Here is an 18,540-nt window from a genome sequence, read left to right on the forward strand (position 1 = left end):
TCAGTTCACGTACTCGACGATCTGCATCATGCCCTCGTCGCCGTGCTGGAGCTGGTGGCAGTGCAGCATGGAGCGGCCGGTGAAGTCCTTGGCGCGCAGCCGGAAGGTGACGGAGCCGTGCGGCGGGACGGCGACGGTGTCGTGCCAGACCGGGGTGGCCAGCCTGCGGTTGTCGACCGCGGTGACGAGGAAGTGGTTGGTGTGCAGGTGAAAGGGGTGATGGCTGTGGGTGCGGGAGTCGTTGACGACGGTCCACTCCTCGACCTCGCCCAGCCGGATGCGCTGGTTGACGTACCCGTCCGCCAGGCGGCCCCAGGCGAGGTCGCGGGGGCCTGCCTTCGGGTCGGCGGCCGGGGTCTCTCCGTCGCCCAGGATGCGGTAGGCGTTCGGGAAGGCGCCTGAGAACACGTTCTCGTAGCTGCGGAAGGTCAGCGCCCGGGTGCGGGTGGGCGCGGGCAGGTTGACGGGCCTGCCGGGCAGAGCGGCCGGCAGGGACATCGAGCGGGCGGCACCGGTGACGACGAGCGTCAGCAGGCTCCGGGAAGGGCCTCCACCGGTCAGCGTGTAGGTGCCGGGCCGGCCGCCGCGGACCAGCAGGTCCGCCCGTCCGCCCATGGGCAGTGTGAGCCCGGTGGTGGCGACGGGTTTCATGAAGGTGATGCCGTCACAGGCGATCTGGTGCATCGTCTGCCCGCCCAGGCGCAGGAAGTGAGCGGTGAGCGCGCCGGCGTTGACCAACCGCCAGCGCTGCACCTCCCCCGGGGCGATGGTCAAAACGGGGTTCTTCACCCCGTTGACCAGGAAGGTCGACGGGATGCCGTCATAGGCGCCGTGCGAGTTCAGGTCCGGCACCCGTCCGCCGGACAGCCTGAGTTCGCTGATGCAGACGACGACCTCCCTGGCGGCGGCGATCTCGGGCACCTCGTCGACGTCCCCCTCGACGACGAGCACGCCCGCCATGCCGTTCAGCAACTGGGTCGCGGTGGAACCGTGATGGTGGGGGTGGTACCAGAACGTGCCGGCCGGATGATCCGCCGGGACGTCGATGACGCTGCGGTACCTGGTCGTGGCCCCCGGCGTGTCGGCCGGCTCGAAGGTGCGGAAGACGTTGTCCGCCTCGCCCGAGGGGTTCACGTGCATGCCGTGGGCGTGCAGGTTGAAGGTGTTGAAGTGATGCGGGACGTTCCTGCCCCGGCGCATCGGCCCGGCGTTCGCCGCGAGCGCGTTGACGTGTGTGATCTCCATGGACTCCCCGGGGTGCACCCGCAGCGTCGGCCCCGGGATCGTTCCCTCGTAGGTGCGCGTGCGCACGCGGCCGACCCCGGGGAGTTCCTGCTCGGTGAGCCGGACCGTGAGTTGGGTCGTCAGCCGCCCCGTGCCGGGCGCCGCGCTGCGGGTCTCCGGCTGCGGAAAGGAGTCCTCGCCCGTCCGCGGTGTCACCGCGGGGGAGCTCGCCGCCCCCGCGGTCACGACTGCCCCGGCAGCGATCGGCAGGCTTCTCAGTACGCCTCGACGGGACAGAGCTGTCATGAAGCGCCTCCACAGGCAGCAGACAAGCAGGGCAAAAGGCCAGAAACCTCACATTACGGAAAGCGGTCACCCAGTACGTGGAGTAACGACGGCGGGTTGCCCGACCCGGCCACCGCCTTCACACCGCCGCCGGTGCCGGGTCCGGCGCCGGTGCCGGGAGCGCGGGCCCGCGCCGGATCACCAGCGCCATCAGCGCCGCGGCGGCGCACAGGGCGCCCGAGGCGTACCAGACCACGTCGTACGAGCCGAACGTGTCGCGGGCCGCGCCGCCCAGGAAGGCGACCAGGGCCGCGCCCACCTGGTGGGAGGCCAGGACCCAGCCGAACACGATGGCGCTGTCCTCACCGTACCGCTCGCGGCACAGGGCGAGGGTGGGCGGGACGGTGGCGACCCAGTCGAGGCCGTAGAAGACGATGAAGAAGAGCATCGGGGGGTGGACGGAGGGGGCCAGCAGCATCGGCAGGAACAGCAGCGAGACGCCGCGCAGCGCGTAGTACACCGCCAGCAGCCGGCGCGGCTCGAAGCGGTCCGTGAACCAGCCGGAGGCGATCGTGCCGACCACGTCGAAGACGCCGATGACCGCGAGCAGCGAGGCGGCCGCCGTGACCGGCATGCCGTGGTCGTGGGCGGCCGGCACGAAGTGGGTCTGGACCAGGCCGTTCGTCGAGGCGCCGCAGATCGCGAAGGTGCCGGCCAGCAGCCAGAACGGGCCGGTGCGCACCGCCGAGGACAGGACTCGCAGGGTGCGGCGTGCGGCGCCCTGCACCGGCGCGGGTTTCGGCACGAACTCCCGTGCGCCGTACGGCTTCTGACCCACGTCCGCCGGGTGGTCCCGCAGCAGCAGCCAGACGAAGGGAACGACCGCGAGCGCGGCCAGCGCGACCGTCACGGCCGCCGGACGCCAGTCGTAGCGCGTGACCGTCCAGGACAGCAGGGGCAGGAAGATCAGCTGGCCGGAGGCGGAAGCCGCGGTGAGGATGCCGCTGACCAGACCGCGGCGCTCGGTGAACCAGCGGTTGGTGACGGTCGCGGCGAACGCGAGCGCCATCGAGCCCGAGCCGAGCCCCACCAGCAGGCCCCAGTACAGCATCAGCTGCCAGGCCGCCGTCATCCACACCGTCAGGAGGGAGCCGAGCGAGATCACGCTCAGGGCCACGGCGACCACCCGGCGGATGCCGAAGCGGTCCATGAGCGCCGCGGCGAACGGCGCGGTGAGGCCGTACAGCGCCAGGTTGACCGACACGGCCGCGCCGATCGTGCCGCGCGACCAGCCGTACTCGTCGTGCAGCGGGTCGATGAGCAGGCCGGGGAGCGAGCGGAACGCCGCCGCGCCGGTGATCGTGACGAAGGCGACGGCGGCGACGAACCAAGCGCGGTGGACGCGGCCGCGGGACGCCTTCTGCGGCTTCTTCCGGCCCTGCTGCTGCTTCTCGTTCTGCTGCTTCTCGTCCTGCTGCTTCTTGTCCTGCTGCTTCTCGTCCTGCTGGTTCTGGTTCTGCTGGTTCTGGTTCTGGTTCTGCTGCCCGTCGGCTGCGGGCGCTTCGGTTGTCTGGCTCACGTCACCGAGCTTCGGGCACGCGGAGCGGTCGAACGACTGGCCCGAACGTCAGCATTCGTTAGGATCGGGCCATGCCTCACAGCGAGCGATCCTTCCGCCCCCATCGCATCGCCGTCCTCGCCCTCGACGGTCTGCTCCCCTTTGAGCTGGGCATCCCGCACCGCATCTTCGGCCGCCCCAAGGACGCCGAGGGCCGGCATCTGTACGAGGTCGTCACCTGCTCCGTCCGGCCGCCTGGCCCGGTCGAGACGGACGCCGACTTCGCCATCGACGTGGCCCACGGCCCCGAGGCCCTGGCCACCGCCGACACGGTGATCGTCCCGGCCTCCTACGAGCTCGGCCCGGTCTTCGAACAGGGCGTCCTGACCGACGAGCTCGCCGCCGCCCTCGCCCTCGTCCGGCCCGGCACCCGCCTCGCCTCCATCTGCACCGGCGTGTACGTCCTGGCCGCCGCCGGCTTCCTGGACGGACGGCCGGCCACCACGCACTGGGCCGACGCCGAGCGCCTCCAGCGGCTCTTCCCGCGGATCGACGTCGACCCGGACGTGCTGTTCATCGACGACGGCGACGTGCTCACCTCGGCCGGCGTCGCCGCCGGGATCGACCTGTGCCTGCACATGGTGCGCCGTGACCACGGCACCGCCGTCGCCAACGACGTCGCCCGCCGCACGGTCGTACCGCCGCACCGCGACGGCGGCCAGGCGCAGTACATCGAACGCCCCGTGCCCGACCCCCAGCAGGCGACGACCACCGCCGCCCGCGCCTGGGCGCTGGGCCGCCTGCACGAGCCCATCCAGTTGCGCGACATGGCCGAGCAAGAGGCCATGTCGGTACGGACGTTCACCCGCCGCTTCCGCGAGGAGGTGGGGATCAGCCCCGGCCAGTGGCTGACCCAGCAGCGCGTCGAGCGGGCCCGGCACCTGCTGGAGTCCAGCGACCTGTCCGTCGACCAGGTCGCCCGCAACGCCGGATTCGGCACCGCCCAGTCGATGCGCCAGCACCTGCAGGCGGCCCTCGGGGTCACCCCCACCGCGTACCGCCGCACCTTCCGGACCGGCGACGGGAACAGCGGGACGGGGGCCGGCGAGACCGGCGGCCACGCCCCGGCCGGCGTCCCGCGCTGACCCCGTCCGCCCGGACCTCGACCGCCGCCCCCGTCCCCCCGGACCTCGACCGCCGCCCGCGGCCGGTGACCTCACCGCCCCTAGAACGTCAGCACCCCGCGCGCCACCCGTCCCGCCTCCGCGTCCGCCGCCGCCTTCTCGAAGTCCTCCACCGGGTAGGTCTGCGTGACGAGTTCGTCGAGCAGCAGCCGCCCCTCGCGGTACAGCTCCGCGTACAGGACGATGTCCCGCTGCGGCCGGGCGGCGCCGTAGCGGCAGCCCAGGATCGACTTGTCCAGGAACAGGGAGGAGACGAGGAAGGACGCCTCGGCGGTCGCCGGCGGCACCCCGAGCAGCACCGCCTGACCGTGCCGGTCGAGCAGGTCGACGGCCGTGCGGATCAGTTCGACCCGGCCCACGCACTCGAAGACGTGGTCCGCGCCCGTCGGCAGCACCTCCCGCACGGCGTCCGCCGACGTCAGGAAGTGCGTGGCCCCGAACCGCCGCGCCACCGCCTCCTTCGCCGGGTTCGCGTCGACGGCGACGATCCGCAGCGCTCCGGCGATCCGCGCGCCCTGCAGCACGTTGAGCCCGATCCCGCCCGTCCCGATGACGACGACACTCTCGCCGTGGCCCACCCGCGCGCGGTTGAGCACGGCGCCGACCCCGGTCAGCACCCCGCACCCGATCAGCGCGGCGGACGTCAGCGGCACGTCCTTCGGGATCGGCACCGCCTGCACGGCCTTGACGACCGTGCGCTCGGCGAAGGCCGAGTTGGCCGCGAACTGGAACAGCGGCCGCCCCGCGCGCGTGAACGGCTTCCGGGGCCGTCCGATGGCCTGCCGGCACATCGTCGGCCGGCCCCGGTCGCAGTCCGGGCAGGCACCGCAGTTGGCGAGCGTGGACAGCGCGACGTGGTCCCCCGCCGCGACGTGCGCGACCCCCGCGCCGACCGCCTCCACCACCCCCGCGCCCTCGTGCCCGAGGACCACCGGCGTCGGGAAGGGGATCGTCCCGTCCACGACCGACAGGTCGCTGTGGCACAGCCCGGCCGCCGAGATCGCGACGAGCACCTCGCCCGGCCCGGGGTCGCGCACCTCCAGATCGTCGACGACCTCGGCCCGCTTCCCGTCGAACACCACGCCTCGCATCACGCTGCTCCCCTCTGCCTCATCCCTTGGGCTGCCTGGGCAGGCCGAGCACGCGCTCGGCGATGATCGTGCGCTGGACCTGGTCCGAGCCGCCGTAGATCGTGTCGGCCCGCGAGAACAGGAACAGGTGCTGTGCGTCGTCGAGTTCGTACGGTGAGGAGGGCGACCAGTCCGCCGGGCCGACGCTCCCCGCCGCCCCCCGCACCTGCACCGCGACCTCCCCCAGCCGCTGGTGCCAGCCCGCCCACAGCAGCTTGGCCACGCTGGGCGCGCCCGGGCCGCCCGAACCCCCCAGCGTCCGCAGCGCGTTCCACCGCATGGTGCGCAGTTCCGCCCACAGCCGTACCAGCCGCTCGCGCACGACGGGGTCGTCGGCCGCGCCGGTCTGCACGGCCGTGCGCACCACCCGCCCCAACTCCGCGGCGAAGCCGATCTGCTGGGCGAGCGTCGACACCCCGCGTTCGAAACCGAGGAGGCTCATCGCGACCCGCCAGCCGTCGCCCTCCGCGCCGACGAGGTGCTCCACGCGCGCGTGGGCCCCGTCGAAGAAGACCTCGTTGAAGTCGCTCGTGCCGGTGAGCTGCCGGATGGGCCGCACCTCGATCCGTCCCGGCTGGTCCATGGGCACGAGAAGGAAGCTCAGCCCGTGGTGACGTCTCGAGTGCGGGTCGGTGCGCGCCAGCACGAAGCACCAGTCGGCCTCGTGGGCGAGGGAGGTCCAGATCTTCTGCCCGGTGACGCGGTAGGACCGTCCGTCGGGGGTGCGTTCCGCCCTCGTCCGCACACCGGCCAGATCGGAGCCGGCGCCCGGCTCGCTGTAGCCCTGGCACCACAGTTCGGCCCCGGCCGCGATCGGCGGCAAAAAGCGGGCCTTCTGCTCCGCCGTGCCGTGCGCGAGGAGCGTCGGCGCGAGCAGGTTCTCGCCGATGTGCCCCGACCGGGCCGGCGCACCCGACCGCGCGTACTCCTCGGCCCAGGCGACCTGCTGGGCGAGGGTCCCGGTCCGGTTCCCGAACCCGCCCTCCGACCACCCGATCCCGATCCACCCGGCCGAGCCGAGGACGCCTTCCCAGGCCCGGCGATCGGAGGCGTGCGGGGCGTGCTCGGCGAGCCAGGCCCGGGCCTCGGCCCGGAACTCCTCGTCCAGGGGACTTGATCCGAAATCCACGGCACCGCCTCACGTCGGGGGCAAGCTGCCCGACCGAAGGGGCGCGGGGAGCTGCGCGACCGGCCACAGACACCCGCACCCGAAAGACCACACGAAGCACGCTCAGGCGTTGGGCCGGCTCCCCTCGCGCGCGGCCCGGGCCATCTCCTCCAGCCGCGCGAGCATCGGCATCGGATCCACCCCCACCGTCCCCGGCAACACCTCCGCGATCCGCTCCGGCGTCCAGGAACCCCCCTCCGCGTAAGCCGAACGCAGTTCACTCGGCTGCGCCCACACCGCGATCTTCGGCCCCGCGACGGTGTACACCTGCCCGGTGACCCCGGCCTCCCGCGCCCGGTCCGACAGCAGGTAGACCACGAAGGCGGCCACGTCCTCCGGCTCGCCGATCTCCGCCAGCTCCATGGGCACGCCCGCCGACATCCTCGTACGGGCCACGGGGGCCACCGCGTTGGCCGTCACCCCGTACTTGTGCAGGCCCAGCGCGGCACTGCGCACGAGCGAGATGATCCCGCCCTTGGCCGCGCTGTAGTTGGCCTGCGACACCGAGCCCTGGTGGTTGCCGCTGGTGAAGCCGATCAGCGTGCCGGCGCGCTGGCGGCGCATCACCGCCGACGCCGCCCGGAACACCGTGAACGTGCCCTTGAGGTGCGTGGCGACGACCGGGTCCCACTCCTCCTCGGACATGTTGAACAGCATCCGCTCGCGCAGGATCCCCGCCACGCACACGACCCCGTCGAGCCGTCCGTAGGCCTCCAGTGCCGTGTCCACGACCCGTTGGCCTCCCGCCATGGTCGAGATGTCGTCGGCGACGGCGACGGCCTCTCCGCCGGCCGCCTCGATCTCCTTGACGACGGTCTCGGCGACCTCGCTGGTGGGTGCGGCCCCGTCCACGGCGACGCCGTAGTCGTTGACGACGACCCGCGCGCCCTGCGACGCGGCCGCGAGCGCCACCGCCCGCCCGATGCCCCGCCCCGCGCCCGTGACGGCGACGGACTTGCCGGCCAGGAAGTTCCCCATGCCGAGCCCCCTCCCGCAGTTTCTGACGGACCGTTAGATTCGAGATACGAGGACCAGATTGACCTGTCGGACAGTCGGGGACAAGCCCCGGGGAGGCACGGAATGACACTGCCGGCCGAGTTCCACGACATCGCCAAGCGCGTCAACAACTGGGGGCGCTGGGGCGCCGACGACGAGATCGGCACGCTGAACCTCGTCACCGAGGACGTCGTCCGCGCGGCGGCCGCCGAGATCCGCACCGGCCGCCGGGTCCCGCTGGCCCTGCCGCTGCGGGAGGACGGGGTGCAGACCGGGCTGATCCCGGGGCGGGTCAACCCCCTGCACTCCATGGTGCAGATCAACCAGGAGATCTTCGGACCGGGCACGGTGGCGTGCAGCGACGACGTCGTGACGATGGGCCTGCAGGCCGCCACCCACTGGGACGCGCTGACCCACGTCTCGCACTCGGGCAGGCTCTACAACGGCCGTCCGGCCGCCACCGTCACCGCGCACGGCGGAGCCGAGTTCAGCGGCATCGACAAGGTGCGGCACGTCGTCTCGCGCGGGGTGCTCCTCGACGTGGCACGCGCGCACGGCGTCGACCGACTGGAGGGCGGTCACGCGGTCACGCCGCAGGACCTGGAGGCGGCCGAGGAACTGGCGGGCACCCGGGTGCGCGCGGGCGACGTCGTGCTCGTGCGGACCGGTCAGATCCAGGTCTATCTGAGCGGCGACAAGCACGGCTACGGCCATCCGTCCCCGGGGCTGTCGGTGCGCACGCCGGAGTGGTTCCACGCGCGTGACGTGGCCGCCGTCGCCAACGACACCCTGACGTTCGAGATCTTCCCGCCGGAGATCGAGGACCTGTGGCTGCCCGTGCACGCGCTCGATCTGGTCGAGATGGGGATGCTGCAGGGCCAGAACTGGAATCTCGAAGAGTTGTCCACAGCCTGTGGAGAAACGGGCCACTACGCCTTCCTGCTGTCGGCGACGCCCGAGCCGTTCGTCGGCGGCACGGGAACTCCGGTGGCCCCCGTGGCCGTTCTCTGAGCCCTGGAAGACGTCGGCCGGCGGCGCGCGGCTGCCCGCCCCGAGCACGGCACCGCGCACCGCCATCCGACTCCGGCGTACCCCCATCGACTCCCCTCGGCCCTGAGGAAGCCGTCGACGCCGAATCACGACCCACGCTCGGCAAGGGCTCCCGTCACCGAAGCCCTCGCCGTCCCCTCACGGCGAATCGCTGACCACAAGCGTGATCAAACGGACACGTCACGTCAACACCCGGAGGGGGAATTATTACTTACGCCCCATTTGCAATGGGCGCGCACGGAAGCACAGCCAGGCGCACCGAACCCCGGCGGGCGAGGATCGACAGCGCTTTCTGCATCCGTGCACCGCACCCTGCCGGGCGTTTCGCGGTCGTGCGCCGTCGGTCCGTCACACCACCTCGTAGGCAAGCCCCCCGTAGGCCGGCTCGGGCTTCACCCGCACCGCGCCCATCCGTTCGGCGACGACACCGCACTCGGCCGCGCCTCCACGGCCGGCCTCCGCCTCGCCCGGCGCCGGGCAGCGGTCGAGCTCGCACCAGATGCGCTTGCCCGCCCCCTCGACGCTCCAGCCCCAGCGGTCCGCCAGCCCGTCGACGAGGGCCAGACCGCGGCCGCCGGTCGCCTCGTCGCCGGCACACCGGGGCACGGGGGCCCGGTCGCTGGCGTCGGCCACCTCCAGGCGGACGACGGACGGCTCGGCCGCCGTCCCCGGCAGGGAGAGCCGCAGCACGGCCGGACAGCCGGTGTGCACCACGGCGTTGGTGACCAGCTCGGAGACGAGCAGGATCAGCGTCTCGGCGAGCGGCTCCTCGTCCCCTATCCCGGACCCGGCGAGACGCGAACGGGCCCACCTGCGGGCGCGCCCCACCTCAGCGGGGTCGGGCCGGATCTCCAGCTGCACTTGAAGCACCTGCACCGCTCACACCATCCGAACCGGCGGACACATGGCCGTGCGCCACGCGAGCCACGCGAGCCGCGTGTGCACCATGACGACGGGGGCCACGATCGTAGCCATTTTCTGCATGGCCAGAACAACAGCCAGAGGCAGGGTGACGGAACGTGAATCCCTGAGGAGACAGCTTGGTTGACATACAGTCACCCCAACAAGCGCTTCGGGCATATTCCATCGCGAAGGAGTACCCGTGCGGCATACTGTGCGACGCTCGTTGCGGGGAGTCGAACAGGCGGCGGCGAAAAGCCCGTCCGCCCTGCGAGCGGCGGCGCGCACCGCCGGATCCGGCATCGCCCCAGGGGCACCGCCGGCATGGCTCATGCTCGGAACCACTCGCATCCCACAGAAGGTACCGGAGCGACGCGCCGACTCCGGGCCGTGACGGGTCACGCATCGGACACAACCCGATATCAACGCTCCGTGATTCCGGTATGCCACAATCCGCGACATCCACTCGGCGGCCGTCCGCCGCCCCGGCCGTCCCCGCAGGCAGAGCCCGCTAACCACCCGCCCCGGACAGCAGATCCCGGGCGAGCAGCTCCTCACTCTGCGTGCCGCCCCCCGCACGACGGGTGCGCACCCAGGCGCGTTTCAGCAGCAGATGGACGTCCGCCTCCCAGGTGAAGCCCATGCCGCCGTGCACCTGGAGGCAGTCGCGCGCACCACGCACGGCGGCCTCGTCGGCGAGCAGCCGGGCGGCCGCGACGTCGGCCGGGTCGCCCGTCACGGCGGCCGCGTAGACCGCCGCACGGGCCGTGTCGACCCGCACCAGCAGCTCCGCGCACAGATGCTTGACCGCCTGGAAGGCCCCGATCGGCTGTCCGAACTGCTCACGTGCCCGGGCGTGTTGCACGGCCAGCTCGCACGCGCGCGTGGCGGTGCCGAGCTGCTCCGCCGCGGTGAGGAGGACCGCGGCGGGATCGGCCGTCCCGCGCGCGGGGACCCGGTGCAGGGGGGTGAGCGGGTCCACCGAGTCCAGCGCGACGGCCCCGTCGGCGTCGCCGCGCACGACGTCCGCCTGCGCCAGCCACTCCACCAGACCGCCGCCGTCGACGGCGGCCACGACCGTCTCGCCGTCGGCCGCACCGGGCACCTCGCCCGCCGCGAGGTGTGTGGCCAGCAGTGGCCCCGGGAGCAGGGCCCGCCCCGCCTCCTCGAACGCCAACACCGCCTCGGGCAGCCCGAGTCCCACACCGCCGTCCGCCTCGGGCAGCCGCAGTGCGAAGAACCCGGCCGCACCCAGTTCGCGCCACAGCGCCCGGTCCAGTCGCCCCGGCCGGTCCACGGCGGCCCGCAGCGCCTCCCGGTCGAAGCGGCGCGCCAGCAGTGTGCGCACGCCGTCCCGCAGCGCGCGCTGATCGTCCGTCAGTCGAAATCGCATGGCGGACGGTTCACCTCCCCTTCGGCAGGCCCAGAAGCCGCTCGGCCACGATGTCCCGCTGGATCTGCGAGGTGCCGGCCGCGATGGTGTACGACAGCGAGGAGAGCCGGTCGCGGACCCAGGGACGGTCGAGGTCCAGGGCCGCGTCCCCCAGGATCTCGGCGGCGGCGTCGTACAGCTCCTGGCGCGCCTGCGAGTACCTGAGTTTGAACACCGAGCCGCCGACGCCGGGCACCCCGCCGCGGGCGGCCTCCGCCTCGCTCACGTTCCACTGCGTCAGCCGCCACAGCGCCCGGAACTCGGCGTTGAGCCGGCCCAGCCGCCGTCGCAGGGCGGGATCGTCCCAGCGTCCGCTGCGGCGGGCCTCCTCGGCCAGTTCGCCCAGCACGCGCCGGCAGGCGACGACCTCGCCCACGAACGCGGTGCCGCGCTCGAAGGACAGCGTCACCATCGTCACCCGCCAGCCGTCGTTCTCCTCGCCCACCCGGTTGGCGACGGGCACGCGCACCTCGTCGAGGAACACCTCGGCGAACTCGGCGGACCCGGCGAGGGTGCGCAGCGGCCGCACGGTGACGCCCGGGGCGTCCATCGGCATGGCGAGCCAGGTGATGCCCCGGTGTCGGGGCGCGTCCGGGTCCGTGCGGACGAGCAGTTCGCACCAGTCGGCGACCTCCGCGTGGGAGGTCCAGATCTTCGACCCGCTCACCACGTAGTCGTCGCCGTCGCGCCGTGCGCGGGTGCGCAGCGCCGCGAGGTCGGACCCGGCGTCGGGCTCGCTGAAGCCCTGGCACCAGACCTCCTCGCCGCGCAGGACGGGCGGCAGCCAGCGGGCCCGCTGCTCGGCCGTCCCCTCGGCGGCGATCGTGGGTCCCGCGTGCAGCAGCCCGACGAATCCGGCCCCCACGTAGGGGGCGCCCGCCTTCTCCGTCTCCTCCAGGAAGATCAGGCGGACGCCGGGCGGGGCCGACCAGTGCACGTCGGCGTACCCGGCGTCGTACAGCGTCCGCTGCCAGCCGAGGTCGTAGGCGCGACGGCCGGGCCAGTCGTCCGGGGAGGGCTTCGGCGGGAGCGCCGGCAGCGCCTTGGCCAGCCACTCGCGCAACCGGGCGCGGAACTCCGCGTCCTCGGGGCTGTCGGAGAGGTCCATGGTCCTGATCCCCCTGCCCTGGTCCCGGCCCGGCTACTTGTCGAGGTCCAGGTCCAGCATGCGGATCGCGTTGCCCCGCATCAGCTTGTAGACGGTCTCGTCGTCGAGGCCCTTGACGTGGTCGAGGGCGACCTCCTTGGTGTGCGGGAAGGTCGAGTCGACGTGCGGGTAGTCGGTCTCGAAGGTCGCGTTGTCGCGTCCCACCACGTCCAGGGACGCGACGCCGTGCTTGTCGCGGAAGAAGCAGCAGAAGATCTGCCGGTAGTAGTACGTGGACGGCGGCTCGGGGATGAGATCCCTGACCCCGCCCCACGCGCGGTGCTCCTCCCAGACGTCGTCGGCGCGCTCCAGGGCGTACGGGATCCAGCCCATCTGCCCTTCGGAATAGGCCAGCTTGAGGCGCGGGAACCGCACCAGGACGCCGCTGAAGAGGTAGTCCATCATCGAGGCCATCGCGTTGTTGAACGACAGGGACGCCTGGACGGCCGGGGGCGCGTCGGGCGAGGCGGCCGGCATCTGCGACGACGAACCGATGTGCATGTTCACCACCGTCCCGGTCTCCTCGCACACCGCGAAGAACGGGTCCCAGTAGCCCGAGTGGATCGACGGCAGCCCGAGGTGGCTGGGGATCTCGGAGAAGGTCACCGCGCGCACCCCGCGGGCCGCGTTGCGCCGGATCTCCGCCACCGCCAGGGCGACGTCCCACAGCGGGATCAGACACAGCGGGATGAGCCGGCCGCCGCTGCCGCCGCACCACTCCTCGACCATCCAGTCGTTGTAGGCGCGCACACAGGCCAGCGCGACCTCCTTGTCGTGCGCCTCGGCGAAGGTCTGCCCGCAGAAGCGGGGGAAGGACGGGAAGCAGAGCGAGGCCTCGACGTGGTTGAGGTCCATGTCCGCCAGCCGGGCCTTCGGGTCCCAGCACCCGCGCCGCATCTCCTCCCGGGTGATCCCCTCGAGCGTCATCTCGTCGCGGTCGAAGCCGACGGCTGCGATGTTGCGCTTGTACGGGAACTTGAGGTCCTCGTAGATCCACCAGTCGGTGGGCTGGCCGTCCGGGTCCATGGTGATCCGGTACTTCCCGGCGACGTAGGCGAGCTCGCCGATCCCGGCGGTGAGGGGCTGCGGCCCCCGGTCGCGGTACTTGCGCGGCAGCCAGGTCGCGAAGAGGTGCGCGGGCTCGATCACGTGGTCGTCGACGCTGACGATGCGCGGCAGTTCGGTGCTCATGGCTTCCCCTCCGCCTGGCGGTACGCCAGTTGTCCGGTGCGCTCCGGTGCGCTATCTGATGGACCGTCAGATCTGTTCTCCCCAGCAGGCTAGTCCGCGCCCCCTGGACCGACAAGGCGACCAGGCCTACGCTCTGCCCAAATCTGACTGTCCGTCAGTTATGCCAGGGGGCCGACGTGAACGACACCGCCACCGCCACCGCCCACGAGCTGAGCGCGTCCCGCACGCTCTGGGAGCTGCTCGCCCGCCGCGCCGACCTCACCCCCGGCCGCCGGGTCCTCCTCCAGGACGACCGCGCCCTGACCTTCGGCGAGCTGCGCGAGCGCGCGGAGCGGGTCGCGGCCGGGCTGCACGACATGGGCGTGCGCCCCGGCACGGTCGTCGCCTGGCAGCTGCCCACCCGTCCGGAGACGGCCGTCCTGTCCTTCGCCCTGGCCCGCCTGGGAGCCGTGCAGTCGCCCGTCATCCCCTTCTACCGCGACCGCGAGGTCGGCTTCGCGCTGCGCGAGTCGAAGGCGGAGTTCTTCGCGGTGCCGGGCGTCTGGCGGGGCTTCGACCACGGCGAGATGGCACGGCGGCTCGGCGCGAAGGGCGTCTTCGAGGCGTACGACGAACTGCCCGAGGGTGACCCGGCGGTGCTCCCCGAGCCGCCCTCCGAGGGCGGCTCGGTCCGCTGGATCTACTGGACCTCGGGCACCACCTCCGACCCCAAGGGCGTGCTGCACACCGACCGCTCGCTCATCGCCGGCGGCTCCTGCCTCGCCCACGCGCTGCGGCTGACCCCGGACGACGTCGGCTCGATGGCGTTCCCCTACGCCCACATCGCCGGCCCCGACTACACCGTCATGCTGCTGCTGTACGGCTTTCCGGCGGTGATGTTCGAGCACTTCGCGCTGCCGGACGCGCTGGCGGAGTACCGGCGGCACGGGGTGACCGTCGCGGGCGGGTCGACGGCGTTCTACTCGATGTTCCTCGCCGAGCAGCGCAAGCGGCCGGGCGTCCCCGTGATCCCCACGCTGCGGCTCCTCGCGGGCGGCGGAGCGCCCAAGCCGCCCGAGGTGTACCACGCCGTCGTGCGCGAAATGGGCGTGCAGCTCACCCACGGGTACGGCATGACCGAGGTGCCGATGATCACCATGGGGGCGCCCGACGACACCGCGGAGAACCTCGCGACGACGGAGGGACGGCCCCCGCGGGGCATGGAGATACGCGTGGTCGACGGCGAGGTGCGGCTGCGCGGGGAGGCCGTGTGCCAGGGGTATCTGGACCCCGGCCAGACCGCCGAGGCGTTCGACGCGGACGGCTTCCTGCGCACCGGCGATCTCGGGCGGGTGACCGACAGCGGCCACCTGGTCCTCACCGGACGGCTGAAGGACGTGATCATCCGCAAGGGCGAGAACGTGTCCGCGAAGGAGATCGAGGACCTGCTCGCCGCCCACCCGGCCGTCGGGGACGTGGCGGTGATCGGCCTGCCGGACGCGGAGCGCGGCGAACTGGTGTGCGCCGTGGTGGAACGGGCGCCGGCGGCCGGGGAGCCGCCGACCCTGGCGGCGGTGACCTCGTATCTGCGCGCCGCCGGGCTGTCGGTCCACAAGCTGCCGGAGCGGCTGGAGGTGGTGGAGGCCCTTCCGCGCAACGACACGCTGCGGAAGGTCCTCAAGTACAAGCTGCGCGAACGCTACTCCGAGGCCGCCGGGCCGGCGGCCCCCGAAGGCTACTCGGGGACCGTGAAGTAGCGCGCGAAGGCGGGGACGATCTCCGCCTCGCCGACCTTTCCGTCCGCGTCGGCGTCGAGGACGGCGGCCGCGGGCCGGGCGACTTCGTCGGGCGCTCCGAGGGCGCGCAGCACCCGTACGGTGTCCTCGACCGTCGCCCGGCCGTCGCCGTCGGCGTCCGCGACGCTCAGGGCGGCGTGCAGGAAGGGGCGGGCGATCTCGGCGAACCGCTCCGGGTTGTCGCGCAGGCGCTTGACCGCGCTGTTCACGAACTCGTCCCGGGTGATGCGCTGGTCGCCGTCCCGGTCCGCGATGCCGGCCATGCCCTGCCAGAACGCCTCGGCTCCCGCGTAGAGGGCCTGGCCCTTGTCGGAGCGGGCCGCGGTCGCGAACTCGGCGAGGACCGCCTTGGCGGCCGCGGCGAAGTCCGCCCGGTCGATGTACCCGTTGCCGTCCTGGTCGAAGGTGGCGAACCGGGCGGCGATCCTGCGTTCGTACTCACTGCTGATCATGTCTACTCGGGCCGCCTTACGTCGTCACGTGGTGAGGTGTGCGTTGCTGCCGGAAGTGCTCCGAGGGTGCTCCCCGGAGCGTTCCCGGCATGCGTCTGAGAGTGCTTCCGGCAGGGAGCGTACGACGCCGCCGACGCCCGGGTGGCGGGAAGGCGACGCCTGTGCCGAGACCGGGGGAATTTCGGGACGAGCGTGTGGCGAAACAGCGCACCGCTCACGCCGAGAGCGGCTCGGTCCCGTCGTCCACGGCGTCGGCGAGATCGCCGTAGACGTCGAAGAGACGGCGGACGCCCAGCGCCCCCAGCACCCGGTTGACGTGCGAGCCCTCGGCCGCGCCCCGCGCGGGCAGGATCAGCCGCAGCCGTCCCCGGCAGGAGCGGATCAGACGGCGGGCGGCGATCAGGACGCCGACGCCGCTGGAGTCGCAGAAGTACACCTCGGAGAGGTCCAGGACGAGACTGTGGCGACCCTCGGCCACCTCGTCGTGGATCCGCTGACGCAGCACCGGCGACGTCACCAGGTCCAGCTCGCCCGACACGTGGAGCACGGCCCAACCGCCCTGCTCGCCGCCGGTCACATTGAAGGCCACCACCACGCCTTTCGCTCGCTGTAGCTGGCTGGAAAAGGAAGCTGCCCCTTCGCTTCCTTGCAGCGCGGCTGCCCAGCGGCCGTGCCCCGAAACACAAGGGGAAAAACAGAAAGCAAAGGAAAGAGGCTTGTTTCCGTCATATGCAGTCCGGTTCGATCCTTGTCTGTCGGATACGCGCGGCCCATACCACCCCGTCGCGGACAGGGGGCGCACATTGAAACAAAGGGGCGTGCACGGTCGTAGGTGCCGACTACATTCGAGGTGACGGTGGACGCACGCTGGACACGGGCGCAGGCACAGGCACAGGCAGGGCCACGGGTGAGGGGGTCGCATGGCGAAGAAGGACGCACCGCCCCGCTGGGACCGCAAGATGCAGCAGCGGCTCGCGCGCGGTGAGGCGGCCGCCCTCGGCGAGCTCTACGACCGGTTCGCTTCGCTCGTGCACGGTCTCGCCCACCGGGTGCTCGGAGACGAACGAGCGGCCGACGGCATCACCCGCGAGGTCTTCGCCCATGTCTGGGAGCACCCCGACGCCTACGACCCGAAGCAGGGCCCGCTGCGCACCTGGGTCGCGGCCCTGACCCACCGCCTCGCCGTGCAGCGGCTGCGCGCCACCGAGACCGCCGCGCTGGCCGAGGCCGGCCGGGGCTCGGCCGCGGCGACCGAGGAACTGGAGCGCAGGGTGCGGCACGCGTCCGTCGCCGCCCGCGCCGACTACATCGTCCAGGCCATGCCCGCCCCCCTGCGCGCCGCCCTGGAGCTGGCCTACTTCCAGCGCCGCGACTACCGCCAGACCGCGGCCGACCTCGGCGTCACCGAGGACGAGGCCCGCCGCCGGCTCCGCCTGGGCCTGCAACTGCTGTCCACCGCCCACGACGTCACGGCCCCCGGAGCGCCGCCGGGGTACGGGGGTGCCGCGTGAGCGACACGAACCCCTGGCCGTCGTACGACGGAGGAGGCGACAAGGACGAGGAACGGGACGGCAGCCGGTCGAGCGAGCCGGAGAAGGGCCGAGGGGACACGGACCACGAGCAGGCGTACGGCGACGACACGGCGCCCGCGGGCCTGACCGGGCCCGACGGCACGAGCGGGCCCGGCGGCCCCGGAGACGACGGCGACGGCCCCGGCGACGACGGCAGGGGCGTCCCCTCGTCCCCCGAGCCCGACCGGCCGCCCCGCATCCCGCTGCCCCGCACGTCCGTCGAGGACGGCGGTCTGCCGCTGCCCGTACCGCGGGAGCCGGCCGGGCCGCAGCCGCTCAGGCTCGAACACCCGGTGCTCAAGTCCCTGCTGGGCGCGTGGGCGCTGGCGGCCTGCTCGGCCGAGGAGACGGCGGCCGTCGAGGAGCACCTCGGGGACTGCGGCGCCTGCGCGGACGAGGCACGGCGACTGCGCGAGGCGGTCGGACTGCTCCAGCGCCCGGAGAGCCTCGACCTCGACCCCGGTCTGCGCCACCGCGTCCTCGAAGGCTGCCTGGACCGCCGTCCGCCCCGCATCCCGGTGCCCGCCTGGGCCCGGCCCTACGACGCCGAGACCGCGCGGCTCGACGCCCTGCTCCAGGACTTCGGGGACGCCGAGTGGCACGCCCCCGTGCGACTGCGCTGGTTCCGCGGCCAGGAGGCCACGAGCCGCCGGACCACGGTCGCCGGGGTCATCGCCCATCTGCTGGCGGTGGACGGCCTGGTCGCCCTCGCCCTGGGGCTGGACGACCCGCTGGAAACGGGCGGCAGGGCGCAGTACCCGGGCGGGGCGGACGGCCCGCTCGACACCCCGGCCCGCCGCACCGAGGCCTTCTGGGCCGGCTCGCACTACCCGCCCACCCGCGCGGTGCGCGGCCCCTGGCGCGAACAGACCCACGCCCTGGTGCGCACGGTGTCCTTCGCCGGCGGGGAGGGACACGACGCCATGCCGGTGTCCTACGGCGGCTTCGAACTGCCCCTGCGGGACGCCATGCTGGACCGTGCCTTCGAGTGCTGGGTGCACGCCGAGGACATCGCGGAAGCGGTCGACTACCCCTACGCGCCGCCCGCCCCGCGCCACCTCCACGGCATGATCGACCTGGCCGCCCGGATGCTGCCGGAGACGCTCGCGGCCCGCCGCCGCGCGGGACTGGCCGCGCCCTCGCACCACACGCGCCACCTGGTGCCCGCCGGCCGCCCCGGCCGCAGCCTGCGCCTGGAGATCGAGGGCTCCGGCGGCGGCCAGTGGCTGATCCCCCTGGACTCGCCGGGCGCGGTGGGCTCCGCCGACCACGAGGTGGCCCATGTCGCCCTGGACGACGTGGAGTTCTGCCGTCTGGCCGCCGGCCATGTCTCACCGGAGGAGGCGGCCGCGGGCCAGCTGGGCGACCGGGAGGCGATCCGCGACGTGCTGTTCGCGGCGGCGAGCCTGAGCCGGATGTAGAGGCGGCGGACAGGGACGGCTCGCGGATGCGTGCGCGGGCGGCCGCAGTCGGCGGC

At 72.9% G+C, this 18,540-nt stretch carries 16 protein-coding genes; 5 read left to right on the forward strand and 11 right to left on the reverse strand.

Going from position 1 to position 18,540, the window contains the following annotated elements; genetic code table 11:
- The gene (locus ACZ7DE_RS16310) at positions 1-1,530 is read right to left on the reverse strand and encodes a multicopper oxidase family protein (protein ID WP_470761614.1); all 1,530 of its coding nucleotides are present in this window, start codon (positions 1,528-1,530) and stop codon (positions 1-3) included.
- A gap of 118 nt (positions 1,531-1,648) precedes the next feature.
- A complete protein-coding gene (locus ACZ7DE_RS16315) occupies positions 1,649-3,088 on the reverse strand; it encodes an MFS transporter (RefSeq protein ID WP_470761616.1) in 1,440 nt (479 codons plus the stop codon).
- 71 nt (positions 3,089-3,159) lie between these two features.
- Here ACZ7DE_RS16315 and ACZ7DE_RS16320 point away from each other — a divergent pair, with 71 nt between their 5' ends.
- Positions 3,160-4,212 carry a GlxA family transcriptional regulator gene (locus ACZ7DE_RS16320; RefSeq protein WP_470761617.1) on the forward strand — a complete coding sequence of 351 codons (1,053 nt, stop codon included), beginning with the start codon at positions 3,160-3,162 and terminating at the stop codon, positions 4,210-4,212.
- An 80-nt stretch (positions 4,213-4,292) separates the two neighbouring features.
- Here ACZ7DE_RS16320 and ACZ7DE_RS16325 read toward each other — a convergent pair whose 3' ends face one another.
- The 3 genes from ACZ7DE_RS16325 to ACZ7DE_RS16335 form a co-directional block, all read right to left on the reverse strand.
- Complete coding sequence (locus ACZ7DE_RS16325) at positions 4,293-5,342, reverse strand: Zn-dependent alcohol dehydrogenase (RefSeq protein ID WP_470761619.1); 1,050 nt, start codon at positions 5,340-5,342, stop codon at positions 4,293-4,295.
- A 19-nt stretch (positions 5,343-5,361) separates the two neighbouring features.
- A complete protein-coding gene (locus ACZ7DE_RS16330; protein WP_470761621.1) occupies positions 5,362-6,510 on the reverse strand; it encodes an acyl-CoA dehydrogenase family protein in 1,149 nt (382 codons plus the stop codon).
- A 102-nt stretch (positions 6,511-6,612) separates the two neighbouring features.
- The gene (locus tag ACZ7DE_RS16335; protein WP_470761623.1) at positions 6,613-7,527 is read right to left on the reverse strand and encodes an SDR family oxidoreductase; all 915 of its coding nucleotides are present in this window, start codon (positions 7,525-7,527) and stop codon (positions 6,613-6,615) included.
- Positions 7,528-7,629: 102 nt separating this feature from the next.
- Between ACZ7DE_RS16335 and ACZ7DE_RS16340 the strand changes: the two genes are divergently transcribed.
- Positions 7,630-8,556 carry a cyclase family protein gene (locus tag ACZ7DE_RS16340; protein WP_470761625.1) on the forward strand — a complete coding sequence of 309 codons (927 nt, stop codon included), beginning with the start codon at positions 7,630-7,632 and terminating at the stop codon, positions 8,554-8,556.
- Positions 8,557-8,943: 387 nt separating this feature from the next.
- On the opposite strand, the gene ACZ7DE_RS16345 is transcribed toward ACZ7DE_RS16340, so the two are convergent.
- From ACZ7DE_RS16345 to ACZ7DE_RS16360, 4 genes are all read right to left on the reverse strand, one after another.
- Complete coding sequence (locus ACZ7DE_RS16345; RefSeq protein ID WP_470762050.1) at positions 8,944-9,456, reverse strand: ATP-binding protein; 513 nt, start codon at positions 9,454-9,456, stop codon at positions 8,944-8,946.
- Positions 9,457-10,006: 550 nt separating this feature from the next.
- Complete coding sequence (locus tag ACZ7DE_RS16350) at positions 10,007-10,888, reverse strand: acyl-CoA dehydrogenase family protein (RefSeq protein WP_470761627.1); 882 nt, start codon at positions 10,886-10,888, stop codon at positions 10,007-10,009.
- Between the two features lie 10 nt (positions 10,889-10,898).
- Positions 10,899-12,035, reverse strand: coding sequence for an acyl-CoA dehydrogenase family protein (locus ACZ7DE_RS16355; RefSeq protein ID WP_470761628.1), 1,137 nt, complete (start codon positions 12,033-12,035; stop codon positions 10,899-10,901).
- 33 nt (positions 12,036-12,068) lie between these two features.
- Entirely contained in the window at positions 12,069-13,265 is a 1,197-nt protein-coding gene (locus ACZ7DE_RS16360) for an amidohydrolase family protein (protein WP_470761630.1), read from the reverse strand.
- 176 nt (positions 13,266-13,441) lie between these two features.
- On the opposite strand from ACZ7DE_RS16360, the gene ACZ7DE_RS16365 reads away from it, so the two are divergent.
- Positions 13,442-15,001, forward strand: coding sequence for a class I adenylate-forming enzyme family protein (locus ACZ7DE_RS16365; RefSeq protein ID WP_470761632.1), 1,560 nt, complete (start codon positions 13,442-13,444; stop codon positions 14,999-15,001).
- Here the strand turns inward: ACZ7DE_RS16365 and ACZ7DE_RS16370 are convergent.
- A complete protein-coding gene (locus ACZ7DE_RS16370) occupies positions 14,980-15,492 on the reverse strand; it encodes an EF-hand domain-containing protein (RefSeq protein ID WP_470761634.1) in 513 nt (170 codons plus the stop codon). The two genes, ACZ7DE_RS16365 and ACZ7DE_RS16370, sit on opposite strands and share 22 nt — an antisense overlap.
- A 214-nt stretch (positions 15,493-15,706) precedes the next feature.
- The gene (locus ACZ7DE_RS16375) at positions 15,707-16,087 is read right to left on the reverse strand and encodes an STAS domain-containing protein (protein ID WP_470761636.1); all 381 of its coding nucleotides are present in this window, start codon (positions 16,085-16,087) and stop codon (positions 15,707-15,709) included.
- Between the two features lie 325 nt (positions 16,088-16,412).
- Between ACZ7DE_RS16375 and ACZ7DE_RS16380 the strand changes: the two genes are divergently transcribed.
- On the forward strand, positions 16,413-17,003 hold the full coding sequence (locus ACZ7DE_RS16380; protein WP_470761638.1) for a sigma-70 family RNA polymerase sigma factor: 591 nt from the start codon (positions 16,413-16,415) through the stop codon (positions 17,001-17,003).
- A complete protein-coding gene (locus ACZ7DE_RS16385; RefSeq protein WP_470761640.1) occupies positions 17,000-18,484 on the forward strand; it encodes an anti-sigma factor family protein in 1,485 nt (494 codons plus the stop codon). Before ACZ7DE_RS16380 ends, ACZ7DE_RS16385 begins: the two co-directional genes overlap by 4 nt.
- Positions 18,485-18,540: the final 56 nt, after the last annotated feature.

It is taken from the genome of Streptomyces sp. NPDC037083 (assembly GCF_055606485.1).